At 59.5% G+C, this 16,634-nt stretch carries 16 protein-coding genes; 8 read left to right on the top strand and 8 right to left on the bottom strand.

The annotated features are described in order from the left end of the window. The first annotated feature begins 31 nt into the window (after positions 1 to 31). From ACZ1GS_RS00560 to ACZ1GS_RS00545, 4 genes are all read left to right on the top strand, one after another. Positions 32 to 1,933: a TonB-dependent receptor plug domain-containing protein gene (locus ACZ1GS_RS00560; RefSeq protein ID WP_472696565.1), complete on the top strand. Its 1,902-nt coding sequence runs from the start codon at positions 32 to 34 to the stop codon at positions 1,931 to 1,933. Between the two features lie 62 nt (positions 1,934 to 1,995). Further along, positions 1,996 to 2,886, top strand: coding sequence for an ABC transporter substrate-binding protein (locus ACZ1GS_RS00555; RefSeq protein ID WP_472696564.1), 891 nt, complete (start codon positions 1,996 to 1,998; stop codon positions 2,884 to 2,886). Then, the gene (locus ACZ1GS_RS00550; RefSeq protein ID WP_472696563.1) at positions 2,883 to 3,854 is read left to right on the top strand and encodes a FecCD family ABC transporter permease; all 972 of its coding nucleotides are present in this window, start codon (positions 2,883 to 2,885) and stop codon (positions 3,852 to 3,854) included. The genes ACZ1GS_RS00555 and ACZ1GS_RS00550 overlap by 4 nt, the downstream gene beginning before the upstream one ends. Continuing rightward, on the top strand, positions 3,854 to 4,624 hold the full coding sequence (locus ACZ1GS_RS00545; protein ID WP_472698177.1) for an ABC transporter ATP-binding protein: 771 nt from the start codon (positions 3,854 to 3,856) through the stop codon (positions 4,622 to 4,624). The genes ACZ1GS_RS00550 and ACZ1GS_RS00545 overlap by 1 nt, the downstream gene beginning before the upstream one ends. A gap of 78 nt (positions 4,625 to 4,702) precedes the next feature. Here the strand turns inward: ACZ1GS_RS00545 and ACZ1GS_RS00540 are convergent, their stop codons facing one another. Next, the gene (locus ACZ1GS_RS00540; protein WP_109355750.1) at positions 4,703 to 5,233 is read right to left on the bottom strand and encodes a CarD family transcriptional regulator; all 531 of its coding nucleotides are present in this window, start codon (positions 5,231 to 5,233) and stop codon (positions 4,703 to 4,705) included. Between the two features lie 593 nt (positions 5,234 to 5,826). Next, the gene (locus ACZ1GS_RS00535) at positions 5,827 to 6,297 is read right to left on the bottom strand and encodes an Lrp/AsnC family transcriptional regulator (RefSeq protein WP_472696562.1); all 471 of its coding nucleotides are present in this window, start codon (positions 6,295 to 6,297) and stop codon (positions 5,827 to 5,829) included. A 102-nt stretch (positions 6,298 to 6,399) separates the two neighbouring features. Here ACZ1GS_RS00535 and ACZ1GS_RS00530 point away from each other — a divergent pair, with 102 nt between their 5' ends. After that, entirely contained in the window at positions 6,400 to 7,437 is a 1,038-nt protein-coding gene (locus tag ACZ1GS_RS00530) for a PLP-dependent cysteine synthase family protein (RefSeq protein ID WP_472696561.1), read from the top strand. Positions 7,438 to 7,897: 460 nt separating this feature from the next. Here the strand turns inward: ACZ1GS_RS00530 and ACZ1GS_RS00525 are convergent, their stop codons facing one another. Continuing rightward, positions 7,898 to 9,403, bottom strand: a complete 1,506-nt coding sequence (locus tag ACZ1GS_RS00525) for a hypothetical protein (RefSeq protein ID WP_472696560.1) — start codon at positions 9,401 to 9,403, stop codon at positions 7,898 to 7,900. 112 nt (positions 9,404 to 9,515) lie between these two features. Here ACZ1GS_RS00525 and ACZ1GS_RS00520 point away from each other — a divergent pair, with 112 nt between their 5' ends. Both ACZ1GS_RS00520 and ACZ1GS_RS00515 read left to right on the top strand, forming a co-directional pair. Further along, positions 9,516 to 10,739, top strand: coding sequence for a CaiB/BaiF CoA transferase family protein (locus ACZ1GS_RS00520; protein WP_472696559.1), 1,224 nt, complete (start codon positions 9,516 to 9,518; stop codon positions 10,737 to 10,739). Then, a complete protein-coding gene (locus ACZ1GS_RS00515) occupies positions 10,736 to 11,062 on the top strand; it encodes a DUF1330 domain-containing protein (RefSeq protein WP_472696558.1) in 327 nt (108 codons plus the stop codon). The genes ACZ1GS_RS00520 and ACZ1GS_RS00515 overlap by 4 nt, the downstream gene beginning before the upstream one ends. A gap of 15 nt (positions 11,063 to 11,077) precedes the next feature. Here the strand turns inward: ACZ1GS_RS00515 and ACZ1GS_RS00510 are convergent, their stop codons facing one another. Further along, positions 11,078 to 11,848, bottom strand: a complete 771-nt coding sequence (locus ACZ1GS_RS00510; RefSeq protein ID WP_472696557.1) for a hypothetical protein — start codon at positions 11,846 to 11,848, stop codon at positions 11,078 to 11,080. Positions 11,849 to 11,978: 130 nt separating this feature from the next. Between ACZ1GS_RS00510 and ACZ1GS_RS00505 the strand changes: the two genes are divergently transcribed. Continuing rightward, entirely contained in the window at positions 11,979 to 12,857 is an 879-nt protein-coding gene (locus ACZ1GS_RS00505) for a LysR family transcriptional regulator (RefSeq protein WP_472696556.1), read from the top strand. A 15-nt stretch (positions 12,858 to 12,872) separates the two neighbouring features. Here the strand turns inward: ACZ1GS_RS00505 and ACZ1GS_RS00500 are convergent, their stop codons facing one another. From ACZ1GS_RS00500 to ACZ1GS_RS00485, 4 genes are all read right to left on the bottom strand, one after another. Beyond that, positions 12,873 to 13,526, bottom strand: a complete 654-nt coding sequence (locus tag ACZ1GS_RS00500) for a TetR family transcriptional regulator (protein WP_472696555.1) — start codon at positions 13,524 to 13,526, stop codon at positions 12,873 to 12,875. A 22-nt stretch (positions 13,527 to 13,548) separates the two neighbouring features. Beyond that, positions 13,549 to 14,418 carry a crotonase/enoyl-CoA hydratase family protein gene (locus ACZ1GS_RS00495; protein WP_472696554.1) on the bottom strand — a complete coding sequence of 290 codons (870 nt, stop codon included), beginning with the start codon at positions 14,416 to 14,418 and terminating at the stop codon, positions 13,549 to 13,551. Between the two features lie 191 nt (positions 14,419 to 14,609). Then, positions 14,610 to 15,392 carry an SDR family NAD(P)-dependent oxidoreductase gene (locus ACZ1GS_RS00490; RefSeq protein ID WP_472696553.1) on the bottom strand — a complete coding sequence of 261 codons (783 nt, stop codon included), beginning with the start codon at positions 15,390 to 15,392 and terminating at the stop codon, positions 14,610 to 14,612. A 62-nt stretch (positions 15,393 to 15,454) separates the two neighbouring features. Continuing rightward, positions 15,455 to 16,627, bottom strand: a complete 1,173-nt coding sequence (locus tag ACZ1GS_RS00485) for an acetyl-CoA C-acetyltransferase (RefSeq protein WP_472696552.1) — start codon at positions 16,625 to 16,627, stop codon at positions 15,455 to 15,457. Positions 16,628 to 16,634: the final 7 nt, after the last annotated feature.

The following is a 16,634-nucleotide window of genomic DNA, read 5'->3' as shown; positions in this document are numbered from 1 at the left end:
CTTTTTGAATGATTGTCAAAAAGGAAATATCGTGCACCCATATCTATCCACTCTCTCCGTTACGCCACTGGCAGCATTGCTGTTGGCGCCACCTGTCCTCGCTGAAACCGCTGAAGCTGCGCAAGGGGACGACATCATCATTGTCACCGCCGGCCGCGCCGAACAGAATCTGTCGCAGACCGGACAAACCGTCTCTGTCCTCGACGCCGACCGGATCGCGCGGGTTCAAAGCGTCACCGTCACCGATCTGCTGCGCACTGTTCCGGGCGTGACGATCAACAGCAATGGCGGTGTTGGAACAGTCAGCGCCGTCAATATCCGCGGCGCCAATGCAAGCCAGACCGCGGCGTTGATCGACGGCGTCAAGATCAACGATCCGGCCTCGCCCGGCGGCGGATTCAACTTTGGCAATCTGCTCACCGGCAACATCGCGCGCATCGAAGTGCTGCGCGGTTCGCAATCCGTGATCTGGGGCAGTCAGGCGATTGGCGGCGTGGTCAACATCATCACGCGTGAACCGACGGAGGATCTCCAGATCAACGCGCGCGCCGAATATGGGTCCCGCGACACCGCCCAGCTGGTCGGCAATATCTCGGGTGCTTTTGGACCGGTCGCCGCGAGCCTGGGTGCCGGTTATTTCACAACCGATGGATTCTCCGCCTTTAATGCCGACCGCGGCGGCGTCGAGCCGGATGGCTACCGCAATTTCGGCGCGAACGGAAAGGTCAGGGTCACATTGAATGACGCCCTGTCGGTTGATCTGCGCGGCTATTATTCCGACGGCAAGACCGATATTGACGGCTTCACCCCGACCTTCCAGTTTGGCGACACACCGGAGACCAGCGAGACCGAGGAATTTGTCGGTTATGCCGGGCTCAACCTGGCGCTGTGGGATGGCCGGTTTCGCAATCGCTTCGCCTTTGCCTATACCGATATCCGCCGCGACAATTTCAATCTCGATTTTCAGACATTTGAATCACAAGGCGAGAATGAACGGGTCGAATATCAGGGAATCATCGCCATATCCGATGTCTTCGGCGCCACCTTCGGAGCCGAAGCCGAAAGATCGAGCTTCAGCGCCACCAGCTTCGGCAGCGTGACACCCGTCCAGGATGCGAGTTTGACCAGCTTTTACGGGCAATTGCAGATATCACCGCTCGAGGGGCTGACCGCCAATGTCGGCGCGCGTTATGATGATCATAGCAGTTTCGGCGGCGAAACAACCTTCTCCGGTGATCTCGTATACAGCCCCAATGCGGGCAACACGACCTTTCGCGCGAGCTATGGCGAAGGCTTTATCGTGCCGTCCCTGTTCCAGCTGTTCAGCGACTTTGGCAATCGATTGTTGCAACCGGAAAGCGCGAAAAGCTGGGACGCCGGTGTCACCCAGCTGCTGGTCGACGGCAAGCTGGAGCTCAGCGCGACCTTGTTCCGGCGCAACAGCCGCAACCTGATCGACTTTATCGGCTGTCCGGTCCAGACCGGCATCTGCACCGACCGGCCCTTCGGCACCTATGACAATGTCGGCCGGGCGCGGGCCCAAGGGGTTGAGCTGGGCGTTACCCTGCGGCCGACGGCGGCCTTGACGATTGCCACTAACTATAGCCTGATCGATGCCGAAAACCGCGACACCGGGCGGGCCCTGGCCCGGCGGCCGCGCCACAGCGTCAACACATCGGTCGACTATGACTGGGCTTTCGGTTTGAAAACCGGCGCGACCGTTACCCATGTCAGCGCGAGTTTTGACAATGCGTTCACTACGACGCCGACGCCGGGCTATGTGCTGGTTGATCTGCGGGCCGCGATGCCGATCACCGACAGGATCGAGCTTTACGGCCGGGTCGAAAATCTGTTTGATGAAGATTATGAAACGATTTTCCAGTTCGGCACCGCTGGCCGGTCGGCCTTTGCGGGAATCAGATTGCGCTATTGAGAACGGCCTGGCCGGAAAGCCAGAACCGATAAGGTAAAACGGAAACCGAGGGGGAGGATGCCATGTTTGCCAAACAGATAAGCCTGGCCATTCTCTGCCTCGGCCTGCTGCTGTGGCCAGCGCATCTCGCCGATGCCCGGAATATGATGCAGGTTTCAACAGCGCCGCTGCCGGAGCGGCCGCGACGGATTGTATCGATCAATCCATGCGCTGATGCGCTGCTCATGCACCTCGCAAGCCCCGATCAAATTGCCGCGATCAGCCACTATTCCCATGATCCGCGCGCGACATCGATACCGCTCAAACAGGCGCTGAAATTTCCGGCAACCGCGGGCACGGCGGAAGAGATACTGGCGATGCAGCCGGATGTTGTGGTGGCCAGTACGATCGTGTCTCCGGCGACGAGTCTTGCGCTCGAGCGATTGGGCATTCCCTTGATCAAGCTTTCGATTCCGCAGTCCGTCGCCGAGAGTCAGCAGCAAATTCGGGCCTTGGCGGGCGCGGTTGGCAAACCCGAGCAGGGGATCCGGCTCAACGCCGCCATTTCCCGCGCGCTGGCTGATGCCGTACCGGATGACAATAACCGCATCCCGGCGCTGATCTGGCGCAGCGGTGGCCTGGTTCCCGGCGCCGATACGCTGCCCGGCGAACTGATGCGCCGGACCGGCTTTGAGAATATCAGCGCCACTTATGGCCTGGCCCAATGGGATATTCTGCCGCTCGAACTCCTGGTTGCCCGGCCGCCGCAGGTGCTATTCTCAAACGCGCCGAACCGCGCCGGTAAGGGTTGGAACCCTCAGGACCGCAAGCTGTCCCATCCGGTCCTTGCCAAGCTGTCCCGGACCATCACGATTGCCCATTATCCGGGACGCTTGCTCAATTGTGCCGGGCCGGCGCTGATCGATGCTGCGGGCACGCTGGCGGCCGCACGCCGGAAAGTGATCGCGCGATGACCGCAGGATGGCGGCTCAATAGCCTGTTGCTGGTACTGCTCGTGCTGGCCATGATCCTGTCCCTGGCTGCGGGCAAGATCTGGGTCTCTCCCGGCGCCTGGCTGGGGGATGATTTCGCCGGGCTGGTGATGATGGAGTTACGGCTGCCGCGCGCGCTATTGGGGGCGATTATCGGCGCCGCTCTGGGGATGGCAGGCGCCACCATGCAGGGCTATTTGCGCAACCCACTGGCTGACCCCGGCATTTTTGGCGTGTCGAGCAGCGCCGCCCTTGGCGCCGTCTGTTCGCTCTATTTCGGCGTCGCGGCCACCGCCTGGGTGCTGCCTGCCTTTGCTCTCACGGGCGCGGGTATCGGCATGGCACTGCTGGCGTTGCTCGCCGGACGCTCGGGCAGCATCATCCTGTTCACCCTGGCCGGTGTGCTGTTGTCGAGCCTCACAGGATCGCTGACGTCGTTGATGATCAGTCTCGCCCCGACGCCCTTTGCCACCGCCGAGATTGTCACCTGGCTGATGGGCGCGCTGACCGATCGCAGCTGGCACGACGTCTGGCTTGCCGCACCCCTGGTCGCTGTCGGCATGTTGTTTCTTGCCGCAACCGGCCGCGCCCTCGATGCGCTGACCCTCGGTCAGGATGCCGCCCGTTCGCTGGGCGTGAATATCACCCGGCTGCAATGGCTCACGGTTGCGGGTGTCGGGCTGACCGTCGGGACCTCGGTTGCGGTGGCCGGCATTATCGGTTTTGTCGGCCTGATCGTTCCGCATCTCGTGCGCCCTTTTACCGGCCATCAACCCTCGGCGCTGTTGCTGCCTTCGGCGCTGGCCGGGGCGCTGCTGATGGTCGTCGCGGACAGCCTCGTGCGGATTTTGCCGAGCGTCAGCGAACTGCGTCTCGGGATTGCCATGGCGCTGCTCGGTGCGCCGTTCTTCCTTTATCTGCTGTACCGCATGCATCGGGAGCTCGCGTGATGCCGCTGGTCTTTGATCATCTCGATCTCACCTTGCGCAAGCGTCCGATATTGCGCGACGTCAGCGGGCGATTTGAACGCGGCCGGGTGACCGTCATTCTCGGCGCCAATGGCGCGGGCAAAAGCAGCCTCCTATCCTGCCTCTGTGGTCTGCGCGCACCCGATAGCGGTACGATCACTCTCGCCAACCAGCCGCTCGGCAGCCTGTCGGATCAGGCCCGCGCCCGGCATATCGGCCTATTGCCACAGCAGACCGAAATGCATTGGGATGTCGATGTGAAGACGATCATTGGCCTGGGGCGCCTGCCCTATTCCAGCCGATGGGGGCTGAGCAGCGCGGACCGCGAAGCAATTGCCGGCGCGATGGAAGCAACCGATTGCACGGCGCTGGCTGATCGCAAGGTGACCCGTTTGTCCGGTGGCGAGCAAAGCCGGGTGCTGCTCGCCCGGGTGCTCGCCGGCCAACCCGATTGGTTGCTCGCCGACGAACCGCTGGCCAGCCTCGATCCGTCACATCAGTTTGACATTCTCGAACGGCTGAAAGGCTATGCCCGGGCAGGCAACGGGGTGATCACGGTCCTGCATGACCTGATCCAGGCCGCACGGGTCGCCGATGATATCATGATCATGAAACAGGGCGAGATTCTGGCCGCCGGTCCCTGCGAAACGGTGCTGACCGCCGACACGATTGCCGAGGCCTATGGCGTGGCGGTGGACATTGGCCGCAATGCCGACGGCCAGTTGCTCGTCATACCGGTACGGCGGCTTTAACGGCGCCCATGAAAAAGGGCCATCTCCGGTCGGGAGACGGCCCTTTGTGCATTGTGATTCACCGAGTTAGCGGTGTGATCAGTCTTCTTTCACTTCATAATATTGCGGCGCGGCAATATTCAGAATTTCGAGAATCTTGGTCAGCGCGGTTGGCTCGTCAGTTTCTTCCATCGCCGCCAGTTCCCGGGCAAGCCGGCTGGAAGCGGCTTCGAAAATCTGACGCTCGGAATAGCTTTGCTCCGGTTGGTCGTCGGCGCGGAACAGGTCGCGCGTCACTTCGGCGATCGAAACCAGATCACCGGAGTTGATTTTCGCTTCATATTCCTGAGCCCGGCGCGACCACATGGAGCGCTTGACCTTGGGCTTGTCTTTCAACGTTTCCAAAGCCTCTTTCAGCGTTTTGTCGGAGGACAGTTTGCGCATGCCCACGCCTTCTGCCTTGTTCATCGGAACCCGCAGGGTCATCCGTTCTTTCTCGAAACGGAGGACATATAGTTCCAGTTGCATACCCGCAATTTCTTCATTCTGAAGTTCTATCACACGGCCCACACCATGTTTTGGGTAAACAACATAATCGCCCACATCAAAGGACAGCGTATTCGCAGCCATAAAAAGCCTTTCTTTCTCTATGGAAAAGAAGGATGATTCCGGTCAAATTTCTCAAAACCCCGACGAAAAAACCCTTTTGTTCATACGTATAACGACCGAACACCCCCCGTGCCCAGCCGTTAACTGACATTGGTTTTAACAGATTCGTCACAAAAAAGCAATTTTTCGTTGCAATGCACAACTTGCTTCGTTCGCGAAGGATTATTGGCTTTGGTGAAACGCGTGCTGGTTTGGGGGTTGTTGATGCCGGTCAGCGGCTGGCGGAGGGAGGAGAGGAGAGGATTCTTTGTTTAACCTCAGGCGCCGGGATTTTTTGTTTAACCTCAGGCGCCGGGCGCGGGGAGGAGTCTTTATTGGACCTCAGGCGCCGGGCGGCGACATCCGTCGCCTTGGCTATCGCGCCAGTAGGCGCGGCGGCCGGTCGGCCTTGCCTCGCTGCGCTCGGATCACCGACCAACTGGCGGGCACCAATCCGACGCATCGCGTCGGCAAGCGCGACTGCGCGCCCGAGCTTATGCGAGGATAGCCAAGCGGGCGGATGCCCGCGCCCGGCGCCTGAGGTTAAACAAAAAATCCCGGCGCCTGAGGTTAAATTATAACGGCACTGCCGTTTCATATTTGATCCGCTCCATCGTGAAGCTCGCCGACACGTCGGACAGCGGCACCACCTTGATCAGCTTTTTATACACCCGGTCATAATCGGCGACATCGCGGACCAGCAGCTTGAGCAGATAATCGACCTCTCCGGCCATGCGATAAAATTCGACAACTTCCTCAATTGCAGAGGCCGCGGCAGCGAATTTCTCGAGCCACTGGTCGCTATGGTCGCTGGTCCGCACCGCGACGAACACGGTCATGCCCAAGCCGACCGCTTCCGGATTCACGATCGCCACTCGCCGGACGATAATCCCGTCAGCCTCCATCCGCTTGATCCGCCGCCAGCAGGCGTTGGTCGACAAATTGAGCCGCGCCGCCAGATTTTCCAGCGACAAACTGCTATCCTGTTGCAAAGCCCTTAGGATGTTGCGGTCGTTATTATCAATATTTTTGATATTATTGCTCATTTTTAGATTATTATCACAGTATTGAGCGATTCCAAGCAAATTTCGACAAGGAATTTCTACCGCCGCCCGCTTATCAGCATCGAATTAACCGAAGGGGAAGACATGCTCGATCAAGTTGGTAGAAGTCGCAATGACGTGTTCCGGTCGCTTTCAGGATTAATCGGCAACACGCCGATGATCCGGGTGCGGCTGCGCTGTGATGATCAACCGATTACCGTCTATGCCAAAGCGGAAATGTATAATTTCTCCGGCAGCATCAAGGACCGCATGGCGCTTAATATCCTTGAGCAAGCTTCGCGCTCCGGTGCGCTCAAGCCTGGCCAGCGGATTGCCGAGGCAACCAGTGGCAATGCCGGTATTGCGATGGCGGCACTGGGTAGCGCGCTGGGTCATCCGGTCACGATTTTCATGCCGGACTGGATGAGCCAGGAGCGGCGCGCAATTTTGGCCAGCCACGGTGCGGATCTGCGGCTGGTCTCCAAAGCTGAAGGTGGTTTTCTCGGGTCGATCGCGCTGGCCGAAAAAATGGGCGAAGAGCAGGATGCCTTTCTTCCCCGGCAATTTTCCAATCAGGCCAATTGTGACGCCCATTATAAAAGCACCGGTCCGGAAATCTGGGCGCAGGTCGCAGCCGATGGCGCGCACCTCGGCGGCTTTGTCGCGGGTGTCGGTACCGGCGGCACGGTCATGGGCGTCGGCCGTTATCTCAAGGAACGCGATCCATCCATTTCCGCCCATCCGGTGGAACCCGTCGAATCACCGACCCTGTCGACCGGCTATAAGGTCGGTCACCACCGGATTCAGGGCGTGTCGGACGAGTTTATTCCCGAAATCGTCAAGCTTGACCAGATTGATGACATTATCGACGTCAATGATGGTGACGCGATCCTGATGGCGCAGAAACTGAGCCGGCAGTTCGGACTGGGTGTGGGTATTTCCAGCGGCGCCAATCTAGTCGCAGCCATTCGTCTGGCGCTGACCCAGGAGCCGGATGCGAATGGCGAGCGCAAGGCGATTGCGACGATTTTCTGTGACAACAGCACCAAATATCTGTCGACTGATCTGTCCCGGGAAGAACCATGCCGCGACTGCTATCTGACCCAGCATGTCGACCTGCTGGATATGCAGACGATCCGCTGAACAGAGTCCGAGAGGCGTTCAAAGTTCACACAATTCACACCCTGTTTGCCGGGGCGGCGTGCGATTGCCGCTTTGATATTCAAGACTGAGAAAGAGCCCGTCCGGAATATCAGAAACACCGGCGTGTAGGAAAGCCGGACGATGGTGTTGATGCTGAGGCGGATTGTGGTTTTGGCGGTGAAGGTTTGTGCCGCGAGTGCGGGTGGCTGGCGGTGGGAAGAAGAGTTTTTATTTAACCTCAGGCGCCGGGCGGCGACATCCGTCGCCTTGGCTATCGCGCCATAAGGCGCGGCGGCCGGTCGGCCTTGCCTCGCTTCGCTCGGTTGTACGACCTCAAGCTAGGCACTAATCCGACGCATCGCGTCGGCAAGCGCGACCGCGCGCCCGAGCTTATGCGAGGAAAGCCAAGGGCGCGGATGCGCCCGCCCGGCGCCTGAGGTTAAATAAAAACTCCTATCCCCTACCCCAGCACCGCCTGATTGCGTTTGCCATCATTCGTCACCGTCACCCGTTCACCGATCAGATCGGTTTCCACCGGCGCATCCTGCAGTAATCCGATGCATGGGATTCCGGCCTCATCTTCGAGCCAGACCGTCGCGGCGCCCGGCTCGCCTTTGACATAGGGCAGCGCGTAGCTTTTGATCATCGCCTGGCCCGACGTGAAATGGGCCGGTTTGGTGCCGGGATCCGATGGCAGAGCATTGGGCACCGCGATCCGGTCGGGCGACCATCCGCCGGCCACTGGTTGTGCGGCATAGATACCAACCGATTCCTTGTTGATCACACCGCCATTGGCCGAAATCAGGCCAGGCTTGCTGCCATCCTTGCGCAGCGCCTGAACCAGCGCGACAATCGCATGGGTGCTATAGCTGTTGCCCGGGCCGCCGAAAAAGCTCAGTCCGCCGGTCAACGTATAGGAAGAGAGTGGCCGCTCCGGCTGATTCATCGCCTCAATCGCGAGCGACACGGCGACCGGAAAGCAGCTGTAAATATCGACCGGGCCAATGGCGCTGGCCTCGAGTTCTGCGAGATCGAGCGCCGTGTCAAACGCCCACGCCATAGCCGGCGACCGCGACAGGTCGGTCTGTTCGCTCATGATCGGGGCGCTCGCATCGGCGCCGCTGTGGAGATAAATCCACTGCTCTTCGGCAATGCCCAGTTCTGCCGCGTGACCCGCCGTGGTCATGATCACCGCCGCGCCCAGTTCCACCGCATCCTGCGCCACCATCCAGCGGCGATAGGGATCGTTGATCCGGTAATTGGCGCCGCCGTCTTCGAGCAAGGCATCAGCGCTCCACGCTTTGGCAAACTGGGCATGATCCCGGGTGGCCGCGACCTCCGAAAAGGCCGACCAGAGCGCCGCCATGTCCGCCGCATAATCGTCGCGATTCTTATCGAGCCGCTTGCGGCGGGCATTTTCGAGCAGGCCATAAGCCATTGGCATGGAGATTATCCCGTGGCGAATCTCATACATGGTGAGCACCGCAAAATCGGAACGCTTGTCCTCAAAATCGCGCTCCGAGGGCTGGTTCCAGTCCATCGCGTGGCCGGTTTTCTTCGCTCGCTTGACGGTGCCGGTGGTTTCCGATCCGCACAGTACCGCCGCCTTGATCGATCCTTCATGCAGCTGCACCGCCAGCGCGTTGAGATGCTTCTGCGGACTCTGCCCGCCGACATCGCCATAGATCAGCTTTGCAGGGTCAACCCCGGCGGCCTGCGCGATCGCATCGGGCAGATTGTCGGGCGACCCAAATTGATGGGGCAGCCCGCTGTCATGAAACAGCCGTGTCGCCAGCAGGCAATCCACCGATGCCGTGAGCTTTTCGGCCGCACCGCTATCCGCCAGCGCCGTCTTGACCGCTGCCGAGGCGAGATCCACGGGTGATGGCCAGTCCAGTCCGGTCGAGCCGCCACTGGCCTCGCCCACGCCGACAAGCACCGGTGCCTTTGGATCTGCTATGGTCAATCGTCATCCCCCAAATAAACAGTTCATCAATCGATTAAAGCTGATAACAGACAGACCACAAGGTGCACCTAATAATTTGGAGCACTGCAAAATATGCGCATGTTCAAGGGAGATGATGATGAGCGGATGGCCGAAACTGGAATGGGAAACGGAACCGACCGGTCCGCTCAAAGGACTCAAGATTGTCGATATGTCGACGGTGGTTCTGGGCCCGTTCGCGACGGTCAATTTCGCGGACATGGGCGCCGATGTGATCAAGATTGAAAATGACCAAGGGAAATTTCCCGGCGACATGATGCGCCACGCCGGCGACAGCCCAACCGGCGATCTCGGGCCGATTTTCGCCGCGCTGAACCGCAACAAGAAATCGATCACGCTCAACGCCAAGGAAGAAGCCGACAAGGCGGTGATTGTCGAGCTGCTCAAACATGCCGATGTCTTCTTCCACAATGTCCGGCTTGCCGGAATGGAGCGGCTGGGCCTCGACTATGAGGCGGTCAAGGCGATCAATCCGGGTATTGTCTACGTCCATTGCGCGGGCTTTGGCAAAGGCGGCGATTATTCGCACCGCCAGGCTTATGACGATCTGATCCAGTGTTCCTCCGGCTTTGCGTCGCTGTTCGAAATGCGCGGCGACAGCGGGCGGCCGCTCTACATGCCATCGCTGGTCGCCGACAAGACCATCGGACTGTTCGCTGTGAACGCCACGCTGGCGGCCATGTATCACAAGGAGAAAACCGGCGAAGGGCAATTTGTCCAGGTGCCGATGTTCGAGGCCTTTACCTGGTTCAACATGGTCGAAAATCTGTGGGGTGAAACCTATATTCCCGGCAATGGCCGGCTCGCCTATACCCGGTCGGTCAACCCCAATCGCAAGCCCTATCCGACCAAGGACGGCTTTATCGGCCTGGTCCCCTATAGCGATCAGCAATGGGAGACCTTCTTCGAACTGGGCGGCAAGCCGGGCGTGTTTCAGGAGCCGCGCTTTGCCACCTATTCCGAGCGCACCAAGAATATCACCGCGCTCTACGCGCTGATCGAGGAAATCGCGTCGACCAAGACCACCGATGAATGGCTGGAACTGCTCGACGAGAATAATATCCCGGCGATGCGCTATAACAAGATTGCCGATGTGCTCGAGGATCCGCATCTCCAGCAGGTCGGATTCTGGAACGAACGCGAGGGCGAGAAAACCGGCAAATACCGGTCGATCAAACACCCGGTTCACTATTCCGCCAGCCCGGCCAATGTCTATGCCGATCCGCCCACGCTCGGTGCCGACAATGCAGAGATTCGCGACGCCATCGGCATGCCCAAAGCCGAGGAGGGATCATGAGCGACAAAGCGCCGACCGAGGCCCCCGTCCATGTCATGGCCAATTTCACGGTTCATGATGCGGCAGCCTATCGGATCTATGAGAAAGGCTTTTTCCCGATCCTGAAAAAGCATGGCGGGACGTTCATCACCTTTGATGATGCATCGACCACCTTTGAGGGCAGCGCCCCGCCCGAGGGCCGGGTGGTGTTGTTCAAATTCCCCAATGCCGAAGCCGCCACCGCCTGGTATAATGACCCGGACTATCAGGCGCTGTCCGAGCACCGCAGAGCGGGAACCGAACTCCGGTTCCTCACCATGCTGCACCCGATACCGGGGCGCTAACCCCTTGCGGAATCGTTATTTTGCCGGAACCGCGAGCCGGTAAAACTCGACCTTCTTCACGCCCGGAGTGAAATAGCGCTTGCTGGTTTCCTGATAGACCGGGTTGTTGCGCAACTTGGTAAAGCCGTCGAGCGTGTCCCATTCGACAAAAGTCAGCTGCCCCGGCGCTTCCGAAGGCGCGGCATGGGCTTCAAATTGCGGGTTCCTCATCTTGTAGACAAACCGTCCACCGGACTGATTGACCGCTTGCTCGATGCCTTTGAGATAGAGCTGATAATCCTCGGAATTGTCGGGATTGGTCCAGGCGACCACCAGCGTGTAGGATTTGTCCGCCTTGAACGGCAGATTGAGATCCTCGGCCAGCGGCGCGCTATAGATTTTGAGCTCGTCCCAGGCCGCCGGGCGCAACGCCTTGATCGCTGGCCAGTCGGGATGGTTGGCGAGACCGGTTTCCGATGCCTTGTCGGGATAGGAATAGAAGATCACCGCGCCCGGCTCATAGTCGCTGATGATGATATTCTCGACCGTCAGCATCGCCTCCCGCTGCAAGCCGAACTGATCCGCCAGGGTGAATGCGCTCTTGTAATAGGCTTTGCGCGCATCCTCCGCGCCGGCCTTGGCCTGAGGCACAACAATTGACAGATATTGGCCCTGCTTGAGCGCGAGGCCCGGTTCTGCCGAAGCCACAACCGCGGCTTTGTCTTCGGTGGCCGCAGTACAGGCCGGCGTCAGGGCAGCGATGCTGACCGCAAAAAGACCATAGGCGGAGAGACGTTTGAAATGCATTATGCTTACCTTCTTTAACGAGATGCCGATACCGAATCACCCATCATTGTTGCGTTATCGCACCGTATAAATCGATTTCTTCGAAAATAATTGGATAGATTTTGGGATTGAATGGTGCAATATTGCACCGATGGACAATTGGGACGACTATCGCTTCATCCTCGCACTCGAGCGCGCCGGCACGATACGCGGCGCCGCGCAGCAGCTTGGCGTCAACCACAGCACCGTGTCGCGGCGGCTGGCGACAATCAATACGCGCTATGGCGGATTGATTGTCGAGCAGGCGACCAATGGTTATCAGCCAACAGCGCTCGGCGCCGAAATGGCGGAGGCCGCGCGGCAGATGGAAGCGATCAACTTTGCCGCAGACCGCCGGCAGAAAGCGGCCAGTCAGGATCTCGCCGGTCCGATCACGGTCTCGCTGCCGGGCGTGCTCGGGCAATATCTGCTTAGCGATATGCTCAACCGGTTCAGCCAGGACTATCCTGCCATTCAGTTGCGCGTCGAAAGCAGCTACCGCTTTGCCGATCTCGATCGCGCCGAAGCGGATGTCGTGGTGCGCGGGGTCGAACGGCCACCGGATCATCTCGTCGGCCGCCGCTTGCTGCCCTACGCGCTCAACCATTATTGCAGCCGCGACTATCTCGCCCGGACCGCGCCCGAAGACCGCCGCTGGATTACCGGTCTGCCCCATACCAACCCGGCCAGCTGGATTGCTGAAACGCCTTTCCCGGACGCCCCGGTCAGCTGGCACACGGACGATATCATGATGCGCCATGTCGCAGCGCTTGCCGGCCACGGGATGATCCGCGCGGCTTGCTATATGGCGGATACGGAGCCCGGTCTTGTTCCTTTGCCGGGCAGCACGCCCGCGGCTGGGCTGCCGCTATGGGTGCTGACCCATCCGGACTTGCGCGAAACACCGCGCATCAAGCTGCTGATGCGGGAGATCGCTGCTGCGATCCTTGCGCAACGGGACATAATCGAAGGGCGGTTGAGCGGCGGCTAATTTTCCGGCCGGGCGTCAGCGCGCCAATATTCCCGCCATGATCAGATCGACCGTTTGCTCGCGATAGGCATCGCGCATCTTTTCATCGAAATCCTCGCGGCCATAGCAATATTTCCAGACCAGCTTGCCGGTGAAAAACCGGTCCGCAGCGCCGGTCACCGCCGAATAGAAGAGCTCGGGATCAAGATCACGGAACACCCCGGTCTTGATGCCATCGCCGACAAAAATACTATAGGCTTCCGACAGCGGCTTGAGATATTTGGTCGCAATATCGCGCGCGCCTTCGGGCGGCAGGTCGCGGATCAGGCGCATCGTCAGCCGGTGGATATAGGGATATTGATAATAGGTATCGATGACCGCGCCGATATGGTGACGCAGCTTGTCTTCCGGCGGCATGTCCTTGGCGATCAGCAAGCCGACATCTTCGACAATCTTGGTCATGTCGCGCTCGAGAATCGCCTCGAGCAGGCCGTCCTTGTTGCCGAAATAATATTTGACCAGCGCGCTGTTCAGGCCGGAGCGGACCGACAATTCGCTAAAGGAAATATCGATCGTGTCGCCTTCGCGCATGATCTGGCTCGCGGTTTCAATCAGTTTGCCGCGGGCATTGGCATTGTCGAGACCGGATTCTGCCGGACTGTCTTTTTTTGCCAGTTTATCATCGCTCATCGTCCATCCCCTACTCAAGCGATTACTTATAAACAGGTTCCTCCCACCAAGGGAAGCTATCGGGCAAATCCGAAGAGACTTTATCTGGATAGGATGGGGATCGTTTCTCGAGAAAGCTTGCGACACCCTCTGCGGCATCGTTGGATTTGGCCCGGTTATAGATCAGCCGGCTGTCAATCTTGTGCGCTTCCATCGGGTGGTCGGCGCAGGGAATCTGCCACAGCATCTGGCGGGTCAGGGCGATCGAGACCGGCGCGGTGTTCTCGACAATTTCCTGCGCCAGCGCATAGGCGGCGGGGAGCAGATCTTCCGGTGCGTGGAGCGAGCGGACGAGCCCGCCATCGAGAGCATCCTGCGCCGGGAACACCCGGCCCGTGAGACACCATTCGAGCGCCAGCGGACGACCGACAATATGCGGCAGGAACCAGCTCGCGGCGCCATCCGGCGCGATCCCGCGCCGCGCGAAGACAAAGCCGAAGCGCGACATGTCAGCGGCCAGCCGAATGTCCATCGGCAGCAGCATCGTCGCCCCGACCCCGACCGCAACCCCATTTATCGCGCCAATCACCGGCTTGAGACATTGATAAATCCGCAAGGTCAGCTTGCCGCCGCCATCACGGACCCGGGGATCGGAATAATCCTCGACCGGATCGGAACTGGCAAAGGGCTTGTGGCCATCATCCGGCGTCAGATCGGCCCCGGCGCAAAAAGCCCGGTCACCGGCCCCGGTCACCACCACCGCGCGAACATCATCATCGGCGTCGACACGGTCAAACGCATCGATCATTTCCTTCAACATCGTGTTGGTGAAGGCGTTCATCTTTTCCGGGCGGTTGAGCGTGATCGTCGCGACATGGTCGGCGACATCATAAAGTATCTGGGTGTAGGTCATGGGGAGGATCCTCTTCTTAATACGCCTCTCCCTTGAGGCAGAGGAAACGAGAGCTTGGCAGCTTGCCTGCCTAGCGAAGTTGGTGAGGGGGAGAGGTTCGCGTCTGCTCTCGTCCCCTCACCAAGATTTTCTAGTCCGAAAACGGACAGGCAAATCTGTCCTCTCCCTCAAGGGGAGAGGATGAGCGTCTTTTATCGCGGCGCCATCCGGATGCCGCCGTCGAGCCGGACATCCTCGCCGTTGAAATAGCCGGTTTCGATCATGCACATCGCCAGTTTGGCATATTCGTCAGGCATGCCGAGCCGCGGTGGATGGGGCACCATGGCACCCAGCGCGTCGCGAACATTTTGCGGTGCGCCAGCAAGCAGCGGCGTATCGAAAATACCGGGCAGAATGGTGTTCACCCGAATGCCTTCGCGCGACAGATCGCGGGCAATGGGCAGGGTCATGCCGACGACGCCGCCTTTGGACGCAGAATAGGCCGCCTGGCCGATCTGGCCGTCTTCAGCCGCGACCGACGCGGTGTTGACCATTGCGCCGCGATCGCCATCGGTGAACGGATCCAGAGTCAACATGCCAGCCGCCGATTTGGCGATGCACCGGAACGTGCCGATCAGGTTGACCTGAATGACAAAGTTGAATGCATCCATCGGAAAATGCTTGATCGAGCCGTCTTCCTTCGACCGGCTGGCGGTCTTGATCGCATTGCCAATACCCGCGCAATTGACCAGGATACGCTCCTGGCCATGGGCGGCCCGGGCTTTTTCAAAACCGGCATCGACGCTGTCATCCTCGGTCACGTTGACCTTGCAAAAGGTTCCGCCCAGTTCCGCTGCCAGCGCTTCGCCTTTTTCTTCATTGAGGTCGAACAGGGCGACCTTGACGCCTTTTTCAGCCAGCCGCCGCGCTGTGGCCGCGCCAAGACCGGATGCGCCGCCGGTAATGACGGCCGAGGTGTTCTCATTCAGTTCCATAGTGAGTCTTCTTTCTAAAAATAGCGCCAGGCCGAATTCTTTTCAGCATGGCAAACTGGGGTTCAGTTCAACCGCTCGATAATCGTGACATTCGCCTGTCCACCGCCTTCACACATAGTCTGCAGGCCGGTCTTGGCGCCTTTCTGCTCCATTGCGTTGAGCAGGGTTGCCATCAGCTTGGTACCCGATGCACCGAGCGGATGGCCGAGCGCAATGGCGCCGCCATGGACGTTGATCTTGCTGCGATCCGCGCCGGTATGCTTGAGCCACGCGAGTGGCACCGGTGCAAAGGCTTCATTGACTTCATAGAGATCGATATCATCAATCTTCATGCCGGCGCGTTGCAGCGCCCGGTCGGTAGCGAACAGCGGCTCTTCGAGCATGATCACGGGATCACCGGCGGTCACGGTCAGATTGACGATCCGCGCGCGCGGGGTCAGGCCATGGTCTTTGAGCGCCTGCTCGGAACAGACGAGAACCGCGCTTGAACCATCGCAAATCTGGCTGGCATTGGCGGCGGTAATCGCGCCGCCTTCCTGCAGCAGCTTGACGCCGCCGATGCTTTCCATGCTGGCGTCGAAGCGAATGCCTTCGTCGACCTTGTGCATGTCCTCGCCTTCGGGGGTTTCGATCTTCACGGCGACAATTTCATTGTCAAACCCGCCAGACTGGGTTGCCGCAATGGCTTTCTGATGGCTTTCCAGCGCGAATGCATCGAGATCATCGCGGTTGAAGCCATGTTTCTTGACCAGCATTTCCGCACCCATGAACTGGCTGAACTGTACGCCGGGATAGGCCTCTTCGAGCCGTTCGCTCTTGTTGATGCCGAGCCCCGCATCCTTGAACAGCTTGAACGTCGAACCCATCGGTACGCGAGTCATGCTCTCAATGCCGTGCGCCAGAACCATGTCCTGGGTTCCGGACATCACGCCCTGGGCCGCAAACTGGATGGACTGCTGCGATGATCCGCACTGCCGATCAATCGACACCGAAGGAATGCTGTCCGGGAGTTTCGAGGCGAGCACGGCGTTGCGGCCGACATCGCCCGACTGTTCGCCGCCCTGCATGACGCAGCCGGTAATCACATCTTCAATCGCCGCGGCATCAAAATCATTGCGATCAGCAATGGCATCGAGCGTCGCTGCGCCGAGATCCACGGGGTGTATTCCAGCCAACCGGCCACCGCGCCGCCCACCAGCGGTCCGTACTGCGTCTACAATATAGGCTTCTGCCATAATCCTG

The sequence above is a fragment of the Parasphingorhabdus sp. W113 genome (assembly GCF_055693205.1).
Note: the sequence above shows the minus strand (reverse complement) of the source record. Positions and strands in the feature narration are given on the sequence as shown.